Annotated in this window: 20 protein-coding genes; 11 read left to right on the forward strand and 9 right to left on the reverse strand. The window is 35.8% G+C overall.

Translation table 11 applies throughout. From position 1 onward, the window contains the following. Positions 1-24: 24 nt before the first annotated feature. The 5 genes from AC3RVF_RS06415 to AC3RVF_RS06435 form a co-directional block, all read right to left on the reverse strand. Positions 25-222, reverse strand: a complete 198-nt coding sequence (locus AC3RVF_RS06415) for a DUF1328 domain-containing protein (protein WP_489689765.1) — start codon at positions 220-222, stop codon at positions 25-27. A gap of 100 nt (positions 223-322) precedes the next feature. After that, positions 323-2,056 (reverse strand): hypothetical protein, encoded by a 1,734-nt coding sequence (locus tag AC3RVF_RS06420; protein WP_489693017.1) that lies wholly within the window; start codon positions 2,054-2,056, stop codon positions 323-325. Between the two features lie 2 nt (positions 2,057-2,058). Then, positions 2,059-3,267 (reverse strand): DUF4249 domain-containing protein, encoded by a 1,209-nt coding sequence (locus AC3RVF_RS06425; protein WP_489689763.1) that lies wholly within the window; start codon positions 3,265-3,267, stop codon positions 2,059-2,061. Positions 3,268-3,272: 5 nt separating this feature from the next. After that, positions 3,273-6,035, reverse strand: coding sequence for a TonB-dependent receptor (locus AC3RVF_RS06430; protein WP_489689762.1), 2,763 nt, complete (start codon positions 6,033-6,035; stop codon positions 3,273-3,275). Positions 6,036-6,054: 19 nt separating this feature from the next. Continuing rightward, positions 6,055-6,789: a hypothetical protein gene (locus tag AC3RVF_RS06435; protein ID WP_489693018.1), complete on the reverse strand. Its 735-nt coding sequence runs from the start codon at positions 6,787-6,789 to the stop codon at positions 6,055-6,057. A gap of 149 nt (positions 6,790-6,938) precedes the next feature. On the opposite strand from AC3RVF_RS06435, the gene AC3RVF_RS06440 reads away from it, so the two are divergent. The 3 genes from AC3RVF_RS06440 (at position 6,939) to AC3RVF_RS06450 (ending at position 10,397) form a co-directional block, all read left to right on the forward strand. Further along, positions 6,939-7,418, forward strand: a complete 480-nt coding sequence (locus AC3RVF_RS06440; RefSeq protein ID WP_489689760.1) for a hypothetical protein — start codon at positions 6,939-6,941, stop codon at positions 7,416-7,418. Between the two features lie 60 nt (positions 7,419-7,478). Further along, the gene (arsC, locus tag AC3RVF_RS06445; RefSeq protein ID WP_489689759.1) at positions 7,479-7,820 is read left to right on the forward strand and encodes an arsenate reductase (glutaredoxin); all 342 of its coding nucleotides are present in this window, start codon (positions 7,479-7,481) and stop codon (positions 7,818-7,820) included. An 84-nt stretch (positions 7,821-7,904) separates the two neighbouring features. Next, complete coding sequence (locus tag AC3RVF_RS06450; protein ID WP_489693019.1) at positions 7,905-10,397, forward strand: TonB-dependent receptor; 2,493 nt, start codon at positions 7,905-7,907, stop codon at positions 10,395-10,397. 71 nt (positions 10,398-10,468) lie between these two features. Here AC3RVF_RS06450 and AC3RVF_RS06455 read toward each other — a convergent pair whose 3' ends face one another. Beyond that, a complete protein-coding gene (locus AC3RVF_RS06455) occupies positions 10,469-10,639 on the reverse strand; it encodes a hypothetical protein (protein WP_489689757.1) in 171 nt (56 codons plus the stop codon). Positions 10,640-10,866: 227 nt separating this feature from the next. On the opposite strand from AC3RVF_RS06455, the gene fumC reads away from it, so the two are divergent. Continuing rightward, on the forward strand, positions 10,867-12,252 hold the full coding sequence (fumC, locus tag AC3RVF_RS06460; protein ID WP_489689756.1) for a class II fumarate hydratase: 1,386 nt from the start codon (positions 10,867-10,869) through the stop codon (positions 12,250-12,252). A 90-nt stretch (positions 12,253-12,342) separates the two neighbouring features. Here fumC and AC3RVF_RS06465 read toward each other — a convergent pair whose 3' ends face one another. The 3 genes from AC3RVF_RS06465 to AC3RVF_RS06475 form a co-directional block, all read right to left on the reverse strand. Beyond that, positions 12,343-15,525 carry a cytochrome c biogenesis protein gene (locus tag AC3RVF_RS06465; protein ID WP_489689755.1) on the reverse strand — a complete coding sequence of 1,061 codons (3,183 nt, stop codon included), beginning with the start codon at positions 15,523-15,525 and terminating at the stop codon, positions 12,343-12,345. Positions 15,526-15,599: 74 nt separating this feature from the next. After that, positions 15,600-15,995, reverse strand: a complete 396-nt coding sequence (locus AC3RVF_RS06470; RefSeq protein WP_489689754.1) for a group III truncated hemoglobin — start codon at positions 15,993-15,995, stop codon at positions 15,600-15,602. A gap of 2 nt (positions 15,996-15,997) precedes the next feature. Next, the gene (locus AC3RVF_RS06475) at positions 15,998-16,285 is read right to left on the reverse strand and encodes a hypothetical protein (protein ID WP_489689753.1); all 288 of its coding nucleotides are present in this window, start codon (positions 16,283-16,285) and stop codon (positions 15,998-16,000) included. Between the two features lie 82 nt (positions 16,286-16,367). Here AC3RVF_RS06475 and AC3RVF_RS06480 point away from each other — a divergent pair, with 82 nt between their 5' ends. From AC3RVF_RS06480 to AC3RVF_RS06510, 7 genes are all read left to right on the forward strand, one after another. Next, positions 16,368-16,955, forward strand: a complete 588-nt coding sequence (locus AC3RVF_RS06480) for a Crp/Fnr family transcriptional regulator (protein WP_489689752.1) — start codon at positions 16,368-16,370, stop codon at positions 16,953-16,955. A 119-nt stretch (positions 16,956-17,074) separates the two neighbouring features. Then, positions 17,075-17,824 carry a Rossmann-like and DUF2520 domain-containing protein gene (locus tag AC3RVF_RS06485; RefSeq protein ID WP_489693020.1) on the forward strand — a complete coding sequence of 250 codons (750 nt, stop codon included), beginning with the start codon at positions 17,075-17,077 and terminating at the stop codon, positions 17,822-17,824. Between the two features lie 10 nt (positions 17,825-17,834). Further along, positions 17,835-18,362 (forward strand): KdsC family phosphatase, encoded by a 528-nt coding sequence (locus AC3RVF_RS06490; RefSeq protein WP_489689750.1) that lies wholly within the window; start codon positions 17,835-17,837, stop codon positions 18,360-18,362. A 66-nt stretch (positions 18,363-18,428) separates the two neighbouring features. Continuing rightward, a complete protein-coding gene (locus tag AC3RVF_RS06495) occupies positions 18,429-19,343 on the forward strand; it encodes a geranylgeranylglycerol-phosphate geranylgeranyltransferase (RefSeq protein WP_489689749.1) in 915 nt (304 codons plus the stop codon). A 122-nt stretch (positions 19,344-19,465) separates the two neighbouring features. After that, positions 19,466-20,053 carry a Maf-like protein gene (locus tag AC3RVF_RS06500; RefSeq protein ID WP_489689748.1) on the forward strand — a complete coding sequence of 196 codons (588 nt, stop codon included), beginning with the start codon at positions 19,466-19,468 and terminating at the stop codon, positions 20,051-20,053. Positions 20,054-20,085: 32 nt separating this feature from the next. Then, complete coding sequence (locus AC3RVF_RS06505) at positions 20,086-21,021, forward strand: septum formation inhibitor Maf (protein ID WP_489693021.1); 936 nt, start codon at positions 20,086-20,088, stop codon at positions 21,019-21,021. 2 nt (positions 21,022-21,023) lie between these two features. Continuing rightward, positions 21,024-21,590, forward strand: coding sequence for a mechanosensitive ion channel domain-containing protein (locus AC3RVF_RS06510; RefSeq protein ID WP_489693022.1), 567 nt, complete (start codon positions 21,024-21,026; stop codon positions 21,588-21,590). Positions 21,591-21,625: the final 35 nt, after the last annotated feature.

Consider the following 21,625-nt stretch of genomic DNA (forward strand, 5'->3'; position numbering starts at 1 on the left):
CATAAACTTGTTTTTGGAACCAATTCATTTCCAAAACTTTAACATTGATGTTTTATTTTTTTTTCTCCCCCTAAAATCAACTGCCCAAAAAACTAAAAATAAAAAGAGAAACATACCTGCAATATATTTGGCAGGCTCAAGCCCACCTTCGCCTATACCAATGAAGCCTATGACCCCAAAGACGATGGCTAAAATGAAGTATATTGCTTTCCAATGAAGCATGATAAGAATGATTTTATTAGCGAATCGATAAGAACCATTAAAGTTAATAGATTATATTAACATATTTTAACATAATCGCATAAATTTTTAACGTTTTATGTTAATTTTCCAAAACCCTAATGTAGTGTTTGTCAGAGAGATACACTCCCTGACTGGAAAAACCTTCTATCAAAATTTCAAAAGTTCCCGAAACATCTGAAGTATAAAATGATGTTGAAAAACCTTTTTCAGAAAGATTTATTTCAGGTTGCCAAAGTAGCTGTACTCTGTAATCTGGTATTCTCGAGAGTTGAGCATTACCGCTATAATCTGGACTGTAATATTCCTTTTGCTTAACCAAAGCAGGTAGATTCATTTCTTCAGAATATTCATTGTATAAACTTGTATTGAAATCTCCTTTTTTAGTTTCCACAGCAATAATTCCGCTATAGATTTTAGAACCATAACGATATGGCTGAATAATAACGCGGATATTATCAATATCACGCGCGTTGTAATTTATCAATTCAGAATTATCCTGAATCAACATTCCATCCATTAAAACTAGTGGATCTATGCTATTAAATTTTGCTATATTATTTGGATCGTACGCATTATTTACTAAAAACCGAATATTCATTTCTGAACCTCTTATTGCCGCGAGTGTTACCACTTCAATAAAAGTTTCTCTAACCGTTGGGAATCGCGTATAGTCGTCTAAAAAATAAACCGTTCCCAAGTGATTATAAAACGAAGGATTAATTTTATTCTTTAAGATACTATCCTTTTTTGTATCGTAATATGCGTTTTCAACTTGCATTTGCACACTGCGTTCTTCCAGCCACTCCTTCAATTGTGGCTCCAATTTTAGGTAGTATTGCGCGCCCTCCGTAATTTTTAAATCCTTATCGTCCAATACAACTTTGTGCGAATTTCTTGCTGCTTCGTCTCCATATAACTGCACAATACTTTTCTCGGCATCATAGGATTCATTTACAGAAAAGAAAAAGCGGCCTTGTGCATTTGTTTTAGCTGTTTTGAAAATAAAATCCTTTCCGGGGATGGTTAATGCCACTTCTTTATTGGCAGCAGGAACATTATCAGTTTTTGATACAACGACTCCGGAAATCAGTTGGCCACGGAGTTCGGGAACATAAAATACTTCAGAAGAAATAGCTTTATTAGCTTTTGAAACTTCATTTGAAATCTTAAGCGGATTTACCTTTCTTACTGAAATAATATAATATCCGTTCGCACTAATATCAGTACTTTCCAGATTTAAAGTCACTTTTTCGCGCAAGCCAAAAGATTGTTTAGTCAAATTAACTTTAAGTGTTTTTGAATCAACTTCATTTTCTGAAATATTGAAATCCTTTTCAACAGAAGCTTTTATAAAAATGGTATCCTTTGTAGCGTTAGCCACTTCGCTTTTCACGAAAGTATTTATAACATAAATATCCTTTTGCGCAAAAGCGTTCTGAGCGTTATTTTTTGAAAAATTAGTGTAACCAATCAGCTTGTAAATTCCTGTTTTTAGATTGGAAGGAATAAAGAAATCACCGTTCGCCGCTCCGTTTTCTATCTTCAATTTATGGCTAAAAACTACCGAATCGTTGGCGCTACGCAGTGAAACGTAGAGTAACTTACTGAGTTCGCTTTTTTTGTTTGCGGAATTTAAACTGTACGCTTTATACTGAAGTAATTCGCCAGCGAGCAATGTACTCGAGTTAATGGACAGTTGAACAATTTCCTGAGGAAAGACACTAGTATCAACTAAATTATCTTTCTTCAGAATTTGCGCATCTCCGGCTATTCCGAAAAAAATAAATACTATAAAAACTAAATTCTTTATCATAATTAATCTTCCCAAAAATCGGGTCTTATGTTTGATGAAAATGAGGTGCAAACACTGCATTCTGGCTGAACAACTCTATAGATGCGACGCGTATTTGCAGCGAGTACTTGGTAATCACTATATTTTATAAGTTGATAGAAAGCTTCGCGCTCGTTAGGATCATCATCCATTACGGTGGCATCATTATAGTCTAAAGTTAGCACTTCGCAATCCACAAAATAGGGTGGTTTCTCTAGCCCAACATCTTCGTAATTAAAATATATGCGTTTTGAAGTCATTGAAGAAGCCTCAAAGAATCCCAATACCTTTTGGCTTGCATCTTCTTCTGAAACCATATTGCCGGCTACATAGCCTGGCTGACCTTGCGACAGTAAACTTTCAACGCTACCAAGTTCCTTTATAATTTTATAAAACGTAAAAGCTTCAACACTCTGAACATATTGCTTTACCAAAATGCTATATCGTGTTTGAAATCTAGCATCAAGTTTTGAGAGATATCTAACAGGGAAACGAAACACTCTGTTTTCATTAAGCTCTGTTGTAGTTGTTTGGGTAATTCCTGTAGAAATTTCAGTAGTATAACAAATTTCTTCAGGTTCTCTTGGTGTTAATACAACATCGTAAGTGCCAACAGTATAATCGTAATTTATAATTTCAACAAAAAATGGCGACGGATACGGGGCAACAATTTTGTAAGTTTCTTCATATTCATATCTAAAATACTTAGCGTTGCCAGAAGGATCCTCGGTGTTTACTAAAACCTGCACACCGTCCTTGTCATCATCCGGATTGTTTATTCGCTCTGCATAAACATCATTCATTTCTATTGAAGGAGGCAAACTTACTTCAGTAGAAGTATAGCGCTTTCCGTCTCGCGTAATTATGCTTAAATGATAAGTTACATTTGGTTCTGCACGAAAAGAATTGTTTGAAATATAATAACCTTTTTCGCTATTCCAAGAAAAAGTGAAGTTATCGCCACTGCTAGTATTTACAACAACCGAAGCATTACTTTCAACAAGTATTTCAGGATTTTCTAAAGTTGACGTTTTGCTCAGTTTAACAATTTGTGGTTTCATTTCGTCGGTTATGGTGCTTTCTACAACCAAAACACTTTCAAAATCTACAGTCTCAATTACATAGGCTTCGGTACAACCTATTTGAGTAAGAAGTAGTACGAAAAGAACGGTAAATAAAATTTTTGTTTTCATCTTTTCTAAAACTTGAAGTTATATGTTATAGTAGGAACAGGAATTGAAAAAATTGAGGTTTTATAGGCCTTTATCTCTCCAGCATCATTCACGAAAAATACGGAATATGGATTGTTTCTTCCCAAAACGTTATACACAGATATATTAACAAAACTGTGTGCTAGCTTATTCAATTTGTGGTTTCCTTCAATGTTTACCCCTAAATCTAGACGGTAATAATCTGGAATTCTGAATTGATTCCGGTCGCTATAAAGCACTTGTTCCTCCCCCGCAAAAACATAACGCCCTATTGGATATGTAATAGGTCGCCCTGTTTGATAGGTAAAATTTCCTGAAAAGCTAAAACGCTTCGTAAGCTTGTAATTTGCAACTACTGAAAAATCGTGTGGCTTATCGTAGTTCGCGGGGAAAAATTCGCCATTATTTACGCGTTCCTGCATAATTTGGCTATCCAGTTTTACTTGCGATCGCGAATAACTGTAGCCTACATAACCATTAAATCTACCAGCATTTTTCTTAACCAAAAGTTCTAAACCGTAGGCTTTTCCTTCGCCTTGCAGTAGTTCAGTTTCAAGGTCGTCGTTCAAAATTAATTGCGCTCCAATTTTATAATCCAGCAAATCGGCCATTGTTTTGTAATAGCCTTCTAAGCTAAATTCCACATCCTTTCCTGGAAGATTTTTGAAGAATCCTAAGCTGTATTGATTCGCTCGTTGTGGCGCAATATTTAGGTCGGAAAGTTTCCAAATATCTGTTGGCGATTGCGTAGTATTTGTTGAAAGAAGATGCAAATATTGAATTGTTCTGTTAAACCCAGCTTTCACGGAAAAATCACTTCCCAACAAATAACGTGCTGCAAGCCTATATTCTGGGCCGCCGTAGGTTTCAATAACTTCGTTTTTGTCGTAATTTCTAACTTCTATTACCGAACTTTCATTTTTTGGAACACCTTCTTCGTAAACATTTTGAGTAGCTTCACCCAAGGCTGCATATAATGAATAGCGCAAACCAAAATCTAATAACAGTTTTTCACTTACTTCAAATAAATCGGCAAGATATACAGCAGATTCCAAACCTTTTTCACGATCCAGCGTTTTTGCTTCTACATCAGAATTTGTTCCGATAGGTACAATATCTCCAGGATTTATAGAATACAGCTTACTACTTACACCGTAACTTAACTTGTGTTTATTGCTAATTTTATAGTTTAAATTAAGCTTTGCTTGGTATTCGTTTAGTTCATAACCAAAATCAAAATCTTCGTTTGCATCTGCTTCATAATTGATTCCGTATTTGTATTGACTATTCACCAAAATAACTTCTGCCCTACTCTTTTCGCTGAAATTGTGTCCGTATTTCAATGAAATTAGGCGGTTGTTATAATCAAAAATAGAATCGGAAGTTATACTAAAACGGTCTTTACTATAATATACTGTTCCCTGAATGGTGTTATCGTTGTCTATATTGTGTTTGTATTTTACAATGCCGTCGTAAAAAGAAGCTTCACTGTTTTTTAGTTCTTCTTCGTCCAAACTTCTTAAAATATAATCTGAATATGTAGCTCTAAAACCAGCAATTAACGAGGCTTTTCCCTTTACAACGGGAACTTCTACAGCGAGATTTGCGGTTATTGGCCCAACAGAACCTTCACCTTTAAATTTTTCCATATCGCCAGATTTGGTTTCAATATCAAACACAGATGATAATCTACCTCCATATTCCGCAGGAATGCTGGCTTTATAAATTTCTAAACTGCCAGTGGTAAAAGGATTAACTGCTGAAAAGAAACCCAAAAAGTGCGACGGATTGTAAAGTACGGCATCGTCCAGTAAAATCAGGTTTTGATCTGCTCGTCCACCACGCACATTGAAACCACTCGAGCCTTCGCCGGTAGTTTTAATCCCAGGCATTGTGGTTGCAACTTTTAAAATATCGCGCTCGCCCAAAACCAGCGGAATGGTTTTAATAGCTTCAATATTAATATTGGTAACGCCAACAACTGCATCGCGCACATTGGCGTCTTTATTAGATTTTACAATCACTTCTTCGAGCGACTCGGTGTTTTCTCTCAGTTCTAAATTGAGCGTGCCATCGCCATATACAATTACGTCTTGGCGAATTCTTTCAAAACCCAAAAGATTCGTTTCCAGTTTATTTAAACCATACGGCAAACGAATGCTGAAACGCCCTTCGGAATCGGTTACTGAATATTTACTTCTATCTGTAGTTGAAATAGATAGATTTTGAAGCGGTTCGCCAGTTTTAGAATTTTTAAAAACACCCGAAAGTGTGTATGTTTTGTTAGCAGCATTTGGAGTTTGCTTGCCTATTGTCACCAATTTTCTAGTCTGCACGGTTCCCTGCCCAGCATATTCTTCTTGAAATATTGGCGCATTATTATTGTCTTCAATTACCTTTTCATCAGGTTTAGATTCGTTGAAAAAATCTGTTGGCAATTCAGTGTAAACGTAGGTGTTGTTTAAGAGAATTACATTTCCATCGTTTAAAACATAGTTGATATTTGTATTGCTGAAAAGACCATCCAATACTGTACGAAGCGACTCATTTTCGAAAGTGACTGTTACAAAATGTCCTTTTAGCCAAGATTCTTCAAAATAGAAAGTTTTATTTGTGAGTGTTTCTACTTTTAAAACGGCTTCTTTTAAAGGTGTATTTTTAAATGTTGCCGAAATATTTTCACCGTTCTGTGCGAAGGATACGGTAGTAGTCAATAAAAATATAACAATGGCAAAAATTCTATTTTGCATGGAGAAATTCGACATCAAATTATAACTGATTAGTTTCCTTTTTTGGCCCATCAAGATATTTCACAAGATTTGCCATAAAAACGTTGGGGTTAGCTTTGTAGAGCGTTTTGTAACTTTTATAAAACGTTCTTATTTCTTCTTCTTTCTGCGGAAGTATTTTCCGCATATCTCTTGGAGAGTTTATTATCGTGTACTTGTCGTTACTTTTCAGCACGTAGAAATTGTCTTCAGAAAACCTATATTGAATACCTGTATTTAACGCTTTGTCTTTCTTCCGTTTTGCGTGTTTTATATACAATTCAAGATCATTGCCAAGGAACGCTGCTTCAAAAAAACCATTTCCGGAAAGATTCAAGTTTGTGTCTGTAAGCCTAACAAAGTTGCGATTGTATATTGAAAAGGATTCAACAAATTCTGGAATTAAATTCACATTAAAAACGCTCAAATTATCGTTAGAGCTTGTTAAAAGTCTGTCTTCTAAAAGGTCGTATTTCAATAAAACATTTACATAATATTGTCCATTGTAGGTTACAGCTCCTTTGGTGTAATCAAAACCATTGAAATATCTAAAGGTTCCATCTGTGTTTAAAAACAGGTCTGTAAATTCTGTCCCATTATAAAGACCAGTATTATTTAGACCGACAATTTTATCGTAGGTTTCGTAAATTTTGCTTTCTGAAGTCGTTTGAGAAAACGCCTCCAAATTTGGTAATAAACAAATTATTAAGGCAATGCAGGTTTTTGTAAAATACATTTTTATTTTTTGCGAAGTTAAATGTAAGCAAAATTGATTCCTGCCAAAATAAATATGCTGTTAAAACAACTTCATTCCATCAATTTTTCTTTTTAAGGATATATCTTCGTTTAATACAATTTAAAATAATTTCACTTTTAATAAACCGAATGAAGGCTGCATCCTTAAAAGAAATTAAAACCGAGCTAACTCACCGTTCTACGCAGGAATTGCTGGAGCTTTGTCTTCGACTTTCAAAATTTAAGAAGGAAAATAAGGAATTACTCACCTATTTATTATTTGAATCTGCAGATGAAGAAGCATTTATTCAGAGTATAAAAGAGAAAGTAGATACAGATTTTGAAACCATAAATACCAAGACTTTTTTCTACATAAAAAAAAGTGTTCGGAAGATTTTACGGGAGCTTAAAAAATTTATTCGTTATTCGCAAAACAAAGAAACCGAAGTAGAACTTTTGCTCTATTTTTGTGAAAAGCTAAAAGATTTTAAACCATCCATAAAACGAAACGCGACGCTCACCAATTTATACAATAGACAAATTGATTATATTTCGAAAAAAGTGGAAACACTGCACGAAGATTTGCAATACGACTACAAATTAGAATTGGAAGAGTTATCGCAAAAATAATATGATGTTTGAGAGTAAAGCAAACCTTGAATCTTAAACTTTGAATATTGAATTAAATATATGACCACATTATACCACAACCCTCGTTGCAGCAAATCGCGCCAAGCGCTTCATCTTTTGGAGGAGAAAGGCGAAACTATTGAAATTATAAAATATCTTGAAAACCCACCTTCGCACCAAGAATTAAAGCAGGTTATAGAACTACTAGGTATAAAACCAATTGAGCTCGTTAGAACCAACGAAGCTGAATGGAAGGAAAACTACAATGGCAAAAATCTTACCGATGACGAGCTAATTGATGCAATGATTAAATACCCGAAACTTATAGAGCGCCCAATCGCAATAAATGGCACTCATGCCGTAGTTGGAAGACCGCCCGAAAAGGTGTTGAATATTTTATAATTTCAAGTTTTTTATTTAACAGAATTTTAGCAATTCTCAATTAAACCACCTCTATTTTCGCTGGTCAAAATTGCTAAAGATTACATGAAAATTAAACTGACCCTTCTGCTCGTGTTTGCCACCACTATCTTGATGGCGCAAAACCCTGAAAAAAAACAAGTTAACATTAAAGGATTAATTCTCGAAGATGGTACAAACTATCCTTTGGAGTACTCCACAGTTTCTTTCATTAATAAAGGAGGAAAGACTGTTACAGGCGGTATTACTAATGAGGAGGGAATGTACAGTATTGATGTGCCCGAAGGTGTTTACACTGTAAAATATGAATTTATTTCATATAAATCTAAAGAAGTTCCAAATCAGAATTTTACAAAAAACACCACATTACCTACTATAAAACTGGCCTTAGACGCTGCAAGTTTGGACGAAGTTGTAGTTCGTGCTGAAACTACCGAAGTGCAAGTTAGGCTAGACAAAAAAATATATAATATTGGTAAAGATCTTACTGCAGGAGGAGCCACGGTTAGTGATGCTCTTAACAACGTTCCATCTGTAACCGTTGATATTGATGGCGCCATTGCCCTGCGTGGAAATGAAAACGTTAAAATACTCATCAACGGAAAACCTTCCGCAATAGCCGGGTTTGGCTCTACCGATGCTCTTCGCCAACTTCCTGCCGAAGCCATTGAAAGAGTTGAAGTTATTACCTCTCCTTCCGCAAGATACGATGCCGAAGGAACTGCTGGAATTCTGAACATTATACTTAAAAAAGAAAAAACGTTAGGACTTAACGGCTCTATCAGTACCAGTATTGGCGTACCGTTAAATAGTAATGCATCTGGAAACATAAACTTGCGTACAGACAAATTCAACATTTTTAATACAACAAGTGTTTACTACCGTAATGGTCCAGGAAAGGCACTTTTCGATAATAATTATTTCTCTCGTACTTTCATAGATGACAATGGAGACTCAGTAACGGTAGATCCGCAATTCGATCAAGTTATTGAACGTAGAGATTATAGCAGACAAGGCGATGGATTCAATACAAATTTGGGGATTGAATATTTTTTAAACGATAAATCATCGATAACGGCAAGCGGTTTTTACCGTAAAGGTGGCGGCCATGACGTAACTACAAATAACACTTCTAATTACAATGATAATATTGTAGAAGAAAGAATTCTAAGAGTAGAGAATGAAGATGAAGAAGATTCTAACTATCAATTTTCATTAAACTACGTAAACAACTTTAATGATAAAGGCCATAAATTAACTGCCGATTTGCAATACGATCGCGGGAAAGATGACGAGACCGCATTGATTACAGAGCAAAGAACTTTCCCTGATGTTTTAGTGCTTTCTGCTGAAGAAATTATTGAAAAGCAAAACCAAACAGAATATTTAGCACAAGCAGATTATGTGCTTCCTATTGGTGAAAATGCTCAGTTTGAAGCCGGTTACCGCGGTAAATTTGAAGAATCTGAAACAGATTATAACTTATTTGAAGAAACTGGAACATCTGGAAATTTTGTAAGAAACGACAGCCTTTCAAATGTATTCACCTATAATGAAAACGTACACGCTTTTTATTCGCAGTACGGAAATAAATTTGGAAAATTTTCATTCCTGCTCGGTCTTCGCCTTGAAAACACGCAATTAAAAGGTAAAGTAGATGCCGAAAATGTTTCGGAAGACACTCCTTTAAATTTAAATTTCGATAAAAACTACACTGGCTTATTTCCAACGGTGAATCTTACTTTTGAATTACAAGAAAGCGAAAACATAACTTTAGGTTACAACAGACGAATCAACAGACCGCGTCACTGGTTTATAAACCCTTTCCCGTCACGTTCAAGTGAGGCAAACGTATTTCAGGGTAACCCAGGTTTGGATCCAGCATACGCAAGCGCTTTTGACTTGGGTTATTTAAAACGTTGGAAAAAACTCACCTTGACAACTTCTATTTACTACCAGCACGAAACCGATGCTTTTGAAAGAGTACAGGAAGAAACTGGCGATGTAACCAGCAACGGAATACCGATAATTCGTACACTACCTATCAACCTTTCTACAAACAAACGTTACGGTTTTGAATTAGGATTGCTTTACAACCCTACAAAATGGCTTAACTTAAACGGTAGTTTCAACTATTTCCAGTTTGAAACAGAAGGTTTTTACAATGGTGTAGACTATGGTGCCGAAAACACAAGCTATTTTGGGCGTTTCAGCAGCAAAGTGAAACTTCCTTGGAAAGTTGAATGGCAATCCAATGCTTTTTACAGAGGGCCTTCAAACAACTCCCAAACCGAAAGCGATCCTATCTTATCTGTAGATATGGCGATGAGTAAAGACATTATTAACGACAATGCTACCTTGGCTTTGAACGTAAGCGATTTGTTCAATACCAGAAAAAGAAACAGTCTTACCACTGCAAGTACGTTTACTAGTGAAAGCGAATTTCAATGGAGACAACGCCAAGTAACGCTAACATTTTCTTATAGATTCAATCAGAAAAAACAACGTCAACGTCCCGAAAGAGGCGGTAATATTGACGATGGTGGATTTGAGGGTTAGATTACCATTAATTGCAAATAAAAAAGGGAACCATATTGGTTCCCTTTTTTTGTAAAATATGTTTTGAAGAATTATTTCAATTCTTTATTTTTCTTTTCTTCACGTTTCACTTTCCAGTTTTCATAAAGCGATCCACCTATCCAATATGGTAAGATGCCCACCAAAAATATCATTAACCAAAAACCCATGGTAAGGATTGTAAGGAAAGCAAGAAAACCTAAGTATTGTTCAAATGTAAACATGATGTAGTTATTTTATATTGATGGCTCAAAGATAAAAGGATTTTTTGAGAAACGACAACAAAACTTTTCGATTTATTCACAACAAATAAACAGTCGTGCGGGTTGAACAACTTTTGGCTTTTCGCTACATTTGCATGCTACACCCAAGCTTTAGCGAAGGTGTATATTTCTAACTCAAAAACCTTTTGGCGAAGGAGTTCAATTAATTCATAATTAATACTTTCACAATGAAATTTAGAATAGAAAAAGACACTATGGGCGAGGTAAAAGTACCTGCCGATAAACTGTGGGGCGCACAAACGGAGCGTTCTTTTGAAAATTTTAAAATCGGTCCACGCGCTTCTATGCCTATGGAAATTATTTACGGCTTTGCATATTTAAAGAAAGCCGCAGCCTATACTAACTGTGAACTTGGCGTTCTTCCGGAAGAAAAGAGAGATTTAATTGCAAAGGTTTGCGATGAAATTTTAGAAGGAAAACACGACGATCAATTTCCGTTAGTAATTTGGCAGACTGGTAGTGGTACCCAAAGCAATATGAATGTAAATGAAGTTATTGCCAACCGTGCCCACCAAATTGCTGGAAAAACTATTGGCGAAGGCGATAAAACGCTACAACCAAATGATGATGTAAATAAATCGCAGTCTTCAAACGATACTTTCCCAACGGGAATGCATATTGCGGCTTATAAAAAATTAATTGAAACTACGCTTCCTGGTGTTCAACAACTTCAAAAAACACTTTCACAAAAAGCAGAAGATTTCAAAAGTGTCGTAAAAATTGGCCGCACCCATTTTATGGACGCCACTCCCCTAACCCTTGGTCAAGAATTTGGTGGATACGCCGCACAACTTGAGCACGGTATAAAAGCTGTAAAAAACACGCTTCCACATTTGGCTGAACTCGCTTTAGGCGGAACAGCTGTTGGAACTGGTTTAAACACTCCAAAAGGCTACGATGTATTGGTTGCTAAATACATTTCTCAATTTACTGATTTGCCTTTTGTAACTGCAAAAAATAAATTTGAAGCACTTGCAGCACACGATGCATTTGTAGAAAGTCACGGTGCTTTAAAGCAGTTGGCAGTCTCACTAAACAAAATTGCAAACGACGTGCGTATGCTTGCCAGCGGACCACGAAGTGGAATTGGCGAAATAAACATTCCCGCAAACGAACCTGGCTCTTCAATTATGCCTGGAAAAGTAAACCCTACACAATGTGAAGCATTAACTATGGTTTGTGCACAAGTTATCGGGAACGATATGGCAATTGCTGTGGGTGGAATGCAAGGGCAGTTTGAATTGAATGTTTTTAAACCAGTAATGGCTGCAAACTTTCTACAATCTGCGCAATTGATTGGTGATGCTTGTGTTTCATTTGATGTTCACTGTGCACAAGGTATCGAACCAAATCTTGAAGTAATTAAAAAACAATTAAATAACAGCTTAATGTTAGTAACTGCATTAAACCCAAAAATAGGTTATTACAAAGCTGCTGAAATTGCAAATACAGCGCACAAAAATGGAACTACGTTAAAAGAAGAAGCAGTAAATCTAGGCTATTTAACTGCCGAAGAATTTGACGAATGGGTTAAGCCAGAAGATATGGTTTAACAGTCGGTAGACGGTAGATTTTAAAAGCCCCGAAGTACGAATTATCAATCGTATTTCGGGGCTTTACTTTTATAAGCACTTTATAACTTTCTAGGCTTTCAACTTTTTCTTTTTCCCATAAAACTTCTTATACCTGAAATAGGACACAACACTCAAAATCACTCCAAATAGTGTAATCCACCAAACAAATGTTGGTGTTGCAGGTGCATCGCCACTTGCATAACTATGTAGACCGCTTAGGTAGAAATTCACTCCAAAGTATGTCATCATAATTGAAGCATAAGCAAACATCGCCAAAACGTTGAATATCCAACGTCCGCGAAGTCCAGGTACCAATCTGGCGTGGATTACAAAGGCGTAAATCATAATACTAATTAATGCCCAAGTTTCTTTTGGATCCCAACCCCAATAGCGTCCCCAACTCTCGTTAGCCCATTGTCCACCCAAAAAGTTTCCGATGGTAAGCAATACCAAACCAACTGTCAGCGCCATTTCTGTAATAACGGTAAGCTCGCTAATATTGATTTCCATCTTTTTATAATTTCCTTTTGTGGTGAAAATCATCAGAAATAGTGAAACTGCAGCCAAAATTAATCCCAAGGTAAAGGGGCCGTAACTCATTACAATCACTGCGACGTGTATCATTAACCAATAACTATCTAATACGGGTTGTAATGTTGCAATAGATGGATCTAACCAGTTTTCGTGCGCAACCCATAAAATTATTGCGCCGGCAAATGCGGTAGCTGCCACGGTTAAATCACTTTTTCTTCCAAAAGACAATCCAAAGAATATGGTTGCCCAAGCTACATAAATTACAGATTCATAAGCATCACTCCATGGTGCGTGACCACTAACGTACCAGCGTAGCGCCAATCCAAGAGTCATTGCCGTAAAGAAAATCCACATTAAAATTTTGGAACCTTTAATAAGTGTACGAAGTATTTTTCGATCCTCAAAAAGTTGAGCAACGATAAACGCCAACATCAATATTCCGAATACTGCATAATATTTATAAAGTCTATTAAAGATGTCTGCTTGGTTGTAAATGGTTTCCGCACGAAGCTTGTTTTCTGAAGGCATAACTTCAGCACCGTATTTTTTCTGAAAATTAGTAATGCTTTCTAAAAATTCATCAGACTGCGTATAATCGCCCGTTTCTCTTGCTTTTTTCAAACTGTCGAAATATAACGGAAGAATATTTTTAGCGTATAATGAATCCATTCCTTTCAGGTTGGCATCACCTAATTCTGGATACGAAACCCACTTGTTGCCTTCATCTTCTGGAATCGGGAAAATCTTCAAAATACTTCCGCTTAAAGCCGCATTTAGCAATGAAAAATTTTCGTGAGCTCTTATAAAATCCTTTTGAAATTGATTGGGCGTGGTTGTGCGTGTTGCAGCCGCCAAATAGGGTTCTAATTTATAATTTCCTTTTTCATCGAAAAGATCCAGCAGCGCAATATCTTGTTGACCGTCGGGTACTCCAGCAACCTGACGAATACTGTCATTGCCTCGTTTAAGAGCAATTAGCGGTACTTCAACCCAAAGTCGTGGAAACTCAGTCATCGAAATAAATACTTGGTTTGCATCCAAACCTTGGTACGTTTGGCTTCTACTAATTTTACGTAAAAGTTCGCTGGCAAATGTATTTACAGGCTTCATCCGCCCGTTATCTTGTATAATTAAATGCCCAAATTTGGCTGCGTGCTCTTTACTAACCGCATTTGTTTTTATTAAAGAATCAATTTGTTGCTTTGGAACAACTGTGTGGGTTGAAGGCGCGTGCTGTTGTGCAATTCCTGAAAGCGAAAAGAGCATTACCAAAATGGTTATCATACTTTTCTTTTTTCGCTTTATTTTTTCCAATATTTCTTCTAATTTTCCAAATCGGCTATGTTTGCTAAAGAGAATAGCCATCAAACCAAAATACAGTAAGAAATAACCGATATACGTAATCCAAGTACCCCACCAATCGTGATTTACAGACAGAATTGTTCCACCTTCGTCAGGATCAAAACCCGACTGAAAAAAGCGGTAACCTTGGTGATCAAGCACATTGTTCATGAATATATCGGTATCGAAATGCGTTTTATCATCATTGATGACCGTAACCTTACTTTTGAAAGAAGAATATCCTTTTTCAGTTCCCGGATATTTGTCGGCAATAAAATCGTTCAAAGTAATACTAAATGGAAGTTCCATACTTTCTGAGCCATAGCTAGTATAAACTTTTAAGCCTGCAATTTCAGTTTCAACAGGATTTGGTGCGGTTCCTCTTCCGCCGAGCATAGAAATAGTTTTTGTTTCATTGCCTACAGTCACTTCAACAATAAGAGCATCTTGATTACTGGGTTGATCTGCTGTAGCTTTTACAATTCCAAACTCACCTTTAGTAATTGGGTCTGGAGCAACAAATGAAATTCCAGCCATTCTATATAGCGATCGTAAGTTGAAGGGTTGCACGCTATCTGCGACAACTCCGCCCTGCATTTGGTCTGCCATTCGCATATAATCTCCTTCAAAAGGACTGGAAATAGTATAATTGCCTTCTTCCGAATAATTAATATTTATCGCACCTTCAGTAGGCTTATTAATAGCGAATAAAATATTGTGAATACTTGAAACCTCCCCTACTTTCAACCAATGATCGTGACGTTCACCTTCGCCAGATTCTACAATTTTAAGATATTCCTCGCCGGTTTCATTTGGTGTTAAACCTTCAGTAGCACCGTTTATAAATTCTTTGTATTTAATAATTACAGGCTTATCATTATAATCTGTTTCTAAGGTGAAACTGTTATCCAACTTTTCAGAAAGTCTAAGTTTTTTAGGCTTTACTTTTCTTCGTTGGGCAACGCCGTCAATCATGTAATCGCCATCAATAAAAACATCTAGATATGTTTGATCGGAAAGGATTGTATTTTCCGTTTGGCCTTCCCGAATATGCATAACGCCCTCAAAACCAATATAACGGGTTACGAAAGCTCCAAAAATTACTAAGATGAAGGCTAAATGCAGCGTTAAAGAAGCCCACATTTTACGTTTGTGAAGATTGTATCTAAAAACGTTACCAGCAAAGTTAATTACGAACATCGCCATTATGGCCTCAAACCACCAAGCATTGTAAATTAGCTCTCTAGTATAAGCGGTTGGCGGACTCTGCGCATCGGCATCCATAAAGGTTCCGGCAGCCATTGCAGCAGCGTAAATAAGGAATAAAACAGCAGTGAGTCTAGTGGAGAAAAGAACGGAGGCAATCTTTTTTTGCATTACAAGGTATTTTGGCGCAAAAATAATCAATTACGCCCATTTAGACTACTGAAATCTGTTAACTATTATCGCTTTTATGCCTCTTGATTTCTGGCGTTGAAAATGTTCAAATGAATAAAGGTTCCCATGCTGCGAGCGCGATTTATTGCAATCTGCGCCGTTTCGCCTTCAAAAAGTTCGTTTATAGTTTCTATCCACAGGTTTATCCACGTTCCAAAGTGAAGTTCGTTGATTGTATGGTCCATTTTTTTGTCTACTTCAACGTGAGTATGCATTGGGTTTCCGAAATATTTTCGTTTAAAGAATAGATTGGTTTCCCAAAAATCTGTGAGTAGTTCTAGATGGGTTTCCCAATCGGTAATAATTTTGTTAAAAATAGGCCCGAGAAGTTCGTCTTTCCTAACTTTTTGATAGAACGTATTAACTAGCAAAGACACATCTTCTCGAGATTCAATTTTCTTTTTAATCATAGTTATAGCAAGGTTATTAATATCAATAACAAGTTAGCCACTAAACTAACGACTAACAACCTAAAAGTGAATTTTATATTTATTCCTGCCAGCAATGCCGCATTGTAGACCATACATAAAGCTACACAAATGGTAAGCTCTATGCCAGAAATTAGACTTGTTCCCTGTGCTAAAACAGTCATAGCGGCAATAGAACCAATACAACTGTTTAAAATAATAGTTAATGGAATGTACATATAATAATCGCGCTCAAATTCGTTCTGCAAAGTTTTTATAGAAAGTGTTCTCATAATATATATAGCGTTTAATTTTTTTAAAATGTAAATTTACGGTACTAAACAGGCCTTATTTTATGAGGCAAATCATAACGCCATGATTCCCGAAAATTTATTGTTGAATTACAACGCAGCACTTATAAACATTAATGTTTCCGAAATTATTCTGCATGAAAATAAACGGGCAGATTTTTATTATCAAATAAAAACTGGAGAGGTAAAAATGTTCAACATTAGTGAACAGGGAAAAGAATTTATTCAAGGATTTTTTTACGATGGAGAGAGCTTTGGCGAGCCACCTTTGTTTGGCGATTTTAAATATCCCGCTTCTGCAGCCGCTGTAAAGCCCACAGAACTTTATAAACTGAGCAAAACCAAGTTATTCGAACTGCTTACTAAAAATCCCGAAGTGAGTTTAAAATTCACAAAATCCATGGCAAAACGGCTTTATTACAAAGCCACTATTTTAAAGGAAATCTCCGTTCATCCACCAGAACATCGCATCTTGGCCTTGATAGATTTTTTAAAAAGAAAGTATGGTTCCGAAGAACTTTTTCAAGTAGAATTAACGCGTCAGCAAATTGCAGATTTAACGGGACTACGCGTAGAAACTGTAATCCGCGCTATAAAACAACTAGAGCAAGACGGCGAAATAAAACTTATAAAACACAAAGTATTCCGTTGAAAAATCATAAAAAATTTTAGAGAATAGACTAAATATTAAAGACGAAAATTTTTGTAAAATTAGATTTGTCTTTTCTCCATTATCATTATTCTTTATTCTAAAATGGCTAACTTCGTGCTATGATAAAAGTGGTTTTTTTAGGCTTCGGAAATGTAAATAGTCATTTGCTAAATGCATTGCAGAAAAGCGCCGATGTTTATGTAAAACAGGTTTTTAATCGGAATTATATTAAAATGATTTCGCCTTTTGAAAGTATTCCATTCACAGATAGTATTTCTAAAATTGTGGATGCCGACCTATATATTATAGGAATTCCCGACGATGCAATTGGCCCTTTTTCAGATACCCTGCCATTTCAAAATAAATTAGTCGTGCACACTTCTGGTGGTGCGGCAATGGAGGTGCTTTCCGCGAAAAACCGCCGTGGAATTTTTTATCCGTTGCAGACATTTTCAAAACAGCGCGAAGTAGATTTTGCAAATATTCCTATTTGTATAGAAGCAGAAAATCCAAACGATTTAGAATTATTGCGCCGTTTAGGTGAAACTATTTCGAAAAATGTAGTTGAAATACCTTCGGAAAAAAGAACGAAGCTCCATCTGGCAGCGGTTTTCGTAAATAATTTTACGAATTATTTATACCAAGCTGGAAGCGAAATTTTAAAAGAAGACGATTTGCCTTTCGATTTGCTAAAACCACTTATTTTAGAAACCGCTTCAAAAATTGAAACCCTTTCACCCGAAGAAGCGCAAACGGGCCCCGCAAAAAGAAACGATAAAAAAACCATTGAAAAACATTTAAATTTGTTGGAGAATAGTGACTTTAAAGAGTTCTATGAATTATTTACAAAGGCATTGAAAAAAGCATAAAAACGCAAGCATGAGTTATAAAGAATATTTAAAACACATTACAACCTTCATTTTTGACATAGACGGCGTATTAACCGACGGCTCTATACAGGTAAATACCCAAGGTGAAATGTTCCGAACAATGAATATAAAAGATGGCTACGGACTTAAAACCGCTGTGGAACAGGGTTATCACGTTTGTGTTATTTCTGGCGGAACAAATGAAGGAGTGCGCGTTCGACTTCAAAATTTAGGCATTAAAGACATATTTTTAGGAGCGCATCATAAAACTAAGATTTTAGAAGATTATTTAAAAACCCATAGTATAAAGCGCGAAAACACACTGTACATGGGCGATGACTTGCCCGATTTTGAAATTATGCAGGAAGTTGGCCTTCCTACTTGTCCGCAGGATGCAGTGCAAGAAATTAAGGCAATTTCTAAATACGTTTCGCACAAAAAAGGCGGAAAAGGTTGCGTTCGCGATGTGATTGAACAAGTTTTAAAAGTTCAGGGAAAGTGGATGGTTAGCGATGGTGTTAGTGCAAAATATGATTAACCGAGAAAACCAAATCGAAATCGAAACTCAAATCGAAATTTGAATATTTAATTGTGAATTAAAACCTTGAATTACCTAAACCTCATTCGCTATCAAAATCTGCTATTTATAGCTTTGGTGCAGATTTTCATAAAATATAGTCTCTTCCAACCTTTTGGTATTGATACTGTTTTAAGCTCTTTCAACTTTGCATTACTTGTTATTGCAACGGTTTGTATAGCTGCGGCGGGGAATATTATCAACGATATTTACGATGTGGAAATTGATAGAATTAACAAGCCGGATAAAGTATTAATTGGTAAAAAGATTTCTGAAAAAAACGCCAATCGGCTTTTTATAATCTTAAATATTATTGGAGTTGCAATAGGTTTTTACCTTGCAAATAGTATTCAAAAACCTGGCTTTGCAGCGTTATTTGTTGCAATTTCTGCGATGCTTTATTTATACGCTTCCTACTTAAAAGCTATGCTGATTGTAGGCAATTTGTTGGTTTCAATTTTGGTGGCGATGAGCTTAATAATAGTTGCACTTTTCGATTTGCTTCCCGCAATTACTGCTCAAAATCTGGATGCACAATCGGCAGTTTTCAAAATTGTTTTGCATTATGCATTATTCGCCTTTTGTATTAATTTAATTCGTGAAATAGTAAAAGACCTGCAAGATATTAACGGCGATAAAAAAGGCGGAATGAACACCTTGGCTATCGCTTTAGGACGAAAAAGAACGATTACAATTGTGTTTGTTTTGGGGGTTTTTATGGTGTTAGGAGTAGTGTATTATATGTATGAGCATTTATACAACGTACAATTTATTCTACTCTATTTTCTTTTTGCTTTGGTTGCTCCACTACTCTATTTTTGCGTAAAAGCTTGGGATGCCGAAACGCCAAAACAATATGCTTTCCTTTCTAAACTTTTAAAAATTATTATGTTTTTAGGAATATGCTCCATTCCGTTATTTCAATTTGTAAATTTGAATTAAAAGGAATTAAATTAACCGTGAGAATTAGTTCACGGAAAATTATTTCACAAAGCTTCACAAAGAACCACAGAGATTCACAAAGAATTATGTGGAACACTGAATATTAAACCTTGAATTAATATATGCTCGGAAAAAAATTAAAAAACTACAATATTATCCTTGCTTCGGGTTCCCCGAGAAGACAAGCATTTTTCAAAGAATTAGATTTGGATTACACTATTCAGGTAAAAGAAGTTGAAGAAAAGTATCCGTTAGATTTAAAACGTTCAGAAATTACAGATTTTCTTTCGAAACTTAAAGCCTCTGTTTTTGTTGATTTAAAAGAAAACGATGTGCTAATTACAAGCGATACAATTGTTTGGAAAGACGATTTACCTCTCGAAAAACCACAAAACGCTGAAGAAGCTAAACAAATGCTTCAAAGTTTAAGCGGACAAATGCACGAGGTTATAACATCGGTATGTTTTACTTCAAAAAAGTTTCAAAAAACCGTGCATGATATTACAACCGTGTGGTTTAAAACGCTTACTGATGAAGAAATTGATTACTACGTAAAAACTTACAAACCTTTTGATAAAGCTGGTGGTTACGGTATTCAGGAATGGATTGGCTACATTAGTATCGAAAAAATTGAGGGCTGTTATTTTAATGTTATGGGTTTACCAACGCGACTTGTTTACAAAACGTTAACCGAGATAGCTAATGGTTGAAATTATGTTATTTTTGAAATAAATTCTCCGAAATGAAATTTTTCAAACTTTATTTTCTACCCGTTTTTTTAATCGTATTAATTGGATGTAATTCTTCCGAAGAAAAGAGGGCGAATGGGCAGATTCCGCCTAAAAAAGAGAAATCTAAAATTGCATCTCCGAGAGAAGTTTCAAAAGAATTTAAAGATTATTGGTACAGCGGCACTGCCGAAATAACTTCGTATAGTTTAATGCAGGAACGCTACGGCGAAATTCGCGAAGGAACTGCTGTTAACATCTTTGTAGCTGAAGATTTTCTGCCTGATGCTCAGGTAAAAGCGAATAATGTTTCGGAACAAAATATCTCCGTTTTGAAACTGAACCAAATGAAAAATTTTAATACTGGCATTTATCCGTATTCAATAATGACCAGCACTTTCAGCCCAATTTCTGAAAAGGAGCATCCGCTAAAAGTTACCAATAGCGTGCAAGAATGGTGCGGACAAGTATATATGCAGCTTAATAATCGAGCGGATTTTGAAATAGAAAGTCACTCCTACTTTCAAGGTGAAGCAGATCAAAAACTATCATTGCCCAAAACATTTTTGGAAAATGAGCTTTGGAATCTTATTCGCATTAATCCCGAAGAGTTACCCACTGGCGATATTATGATTATCCCATCTTTTGAATATTTACGTTCTCGGCACAAAGAAGTACGACAACACAACGCTTTTGCAAGTTTAAAACAAGGCGATTCCATTACTATCTATACTTTAAACTATCCCGATTTGCAACGGCAGTTAATGCTGTTTTTCAATAGTTCATTTCCGTATGAAATTGAAAAGTGGGAAGAAGTAAACGCCGCCAATCAAAACGATACGCTGCGTTTGAAAACAACTGCAACAAAATTGAAAAGAATGAAAACCGATTATTGGACCAAAAACCGTAATGAGCACCTTGGGTTACGCGATTCGCTTAAATTGAAATAAATATGAAAATACAAGATTATACGCTACAACTTATAGAATCTGCTGTACTGGTTTTGGCATTACTTCTTTTACGCATTATTCTTAAAAAAACAGTGCGCAATTATGCAAAAAAAATAGAACGGCTTGAGCACCGTACTGGATTAATAATGAAGCATTTAGACTTTGCAATTTTCTTCCTAATTATTCTAGGCTTAGTATTAATTTGGGGAGTAGATTTTAGAAATTTAGGACTCGTTATGTCTTCTGTTTTTGCGGTAATTGGCATCGCTTTTTTTGCCCAATGGTCTATCCTTAGTAATATTACGAGCGGTGTAATTATGTTTTTCACCTTTCCCTACAAAATAGGCGATTATATAAGAATTCACGATAAAGAAATGCCTTGTGAAGGAATAATTGAAGACATTAAAACTTTTCATATTATACTACATACAACTACCAATGAAATTGTTACTTACCCCAACAGCATGATGTTACAAAAAGGAGTTAGTATTATAAGAGTTGAGGAATTTTATGAGCTTCAACACCAACAAGAACTCGATAAAAATAAGGAAAAACTTCCGCACGATTAGATTTCACAAATAAGTATCTTTGAGGAATTTCGAAT

It is taken from the genome of Aequorivita sp. IT1183 (assembly GCF_058068265.1).

Coding starts and splice junctions, on each gene's coding strand:
- AC3RVF_RS06415 (WP_489689765.1), bottom strand. CDS start 222: ATGCTTCATTGGAAAGCAATATACTTCATTTTAGCCATCGTCTTTGGG.
- AC3RVF_RS06420 (WP_489693017.1), bottom strand. CDS start 2,056: ATGATAAAGAATTTAGTTTTTATAGTATTTATTTTTTTCGGAATAGCC.
- AC3RVF_RS06425 (WP_489689763.1), bottom strand. CDS start 3,267: ATGAAAACAAAAATTTTATTTACCGTTCTTTTCGTACTACTTCTTACT.
- AC3RVF_RS06430 (WP_489689762.1), bottom strand. CDS start 6,035: ATGCAAAATAGAATTTTTGCCATTGTTATATTTTTATTGACTACTACC.
- AC3RVF_RS06435 (WP_489693018.1), bottom strand. CDS start 6,789: ATGTATTTTACAAAAACCTGCATTGCCTTAATAATTTGTTTATTACCA.
- AC3RVF_RS06440 (WP_489689760.1), top strand. CDS start 6,939: ATGAAGGCTGCATCCTTAAAAGAAATTAAAACCGAGCTAACTCACCGT.
- arsC (WP_489689759.1), top strand. CDS start 7,479: ATGACCACATTATACCACAACCCTCGTTGCAGCAAATCGCGCCAAGCG.
- AC3RVF_RS06450 (WP_489693019.1), top strand. CDS start 7,905: ATGAAAATTAAACTGACCCTTCTGCTCGTGTTTGCCACCACTATCTTG.
- AC3RVF_RS06455 (WP_489689757.1), bottom strand. CDS start 10,639: ATGTTTACATTTGAACAATACTTAGGTTTTCTTGCTTTCCTTACAATC.
- fumC (WP_489689756.1), top strand. CDS start 10,867: ATGAAATTTAGAATAGAAAAAGACACTATGGGCGAGGTAAAAGTACCT.
- AC3RVF_RS06465 (WP_489689755.1), bottom strand. CDS start 15,525: ATGCAAAAAAAGATTGCCTCCGTTCTTTTCTCCACTAGACTCACTGCT.
- AC3RVF_RS06470 (WP_489689754.1), bottom strand. CDS start 15,995: ATGATTAAAAAGAAAATTGAATCTCGAGAAGATGTGTCTTTGCTAGTT.
- AC3RVF_RS06475 (WP_489689753.1), bottom strand. CDS start 16,285: ATGAGAACACTTTCTATAAAAACTTTGCAGAACGAATTTGAGCGCGAT.
- AC3RVF_RS06480 (WP_489689752.1), top strand. CDS start 16,368: ATGATTCCCGAAAATTTATTGTTGAATTACAACGCAGCACTTATAAAC.
- AC3RVF_RS06485 (WP_489693020.1), top strand. CDS start 17,075: ATGATAAAAGTGGTTTTTTTAGGCTTCGGAAATGTAAATAGTCATTTG.
- AC3RVF_RS06490 (WP_489689750.1), top strand. CDS start 17,835: ATGAGTTATAAAGAATATTTAAAACACATTACAACCTTCATTTTTGAC.
- AC3RVF_RS06500 (WP_489689748.1), top strand. CDS start 19,466: ATGCTCGGAAAAAAATTAAAAAACTACAATATTATCCTTGCTTCGGGT.
- AC3RVF_RS06505 (WP_489693021.1), top strand. CDS start 20,086: ATGAAATTTTTCAAACTTTATTTTCTACCCGTTTTTTTAATCGTATTA.
- AC3RVF_RS06510 (WP_489693022.1), top strand. CDS start 21,024: ATGAAAATACAAGATTATACGCTACAACTTATAGAATCTGCTGTACTG.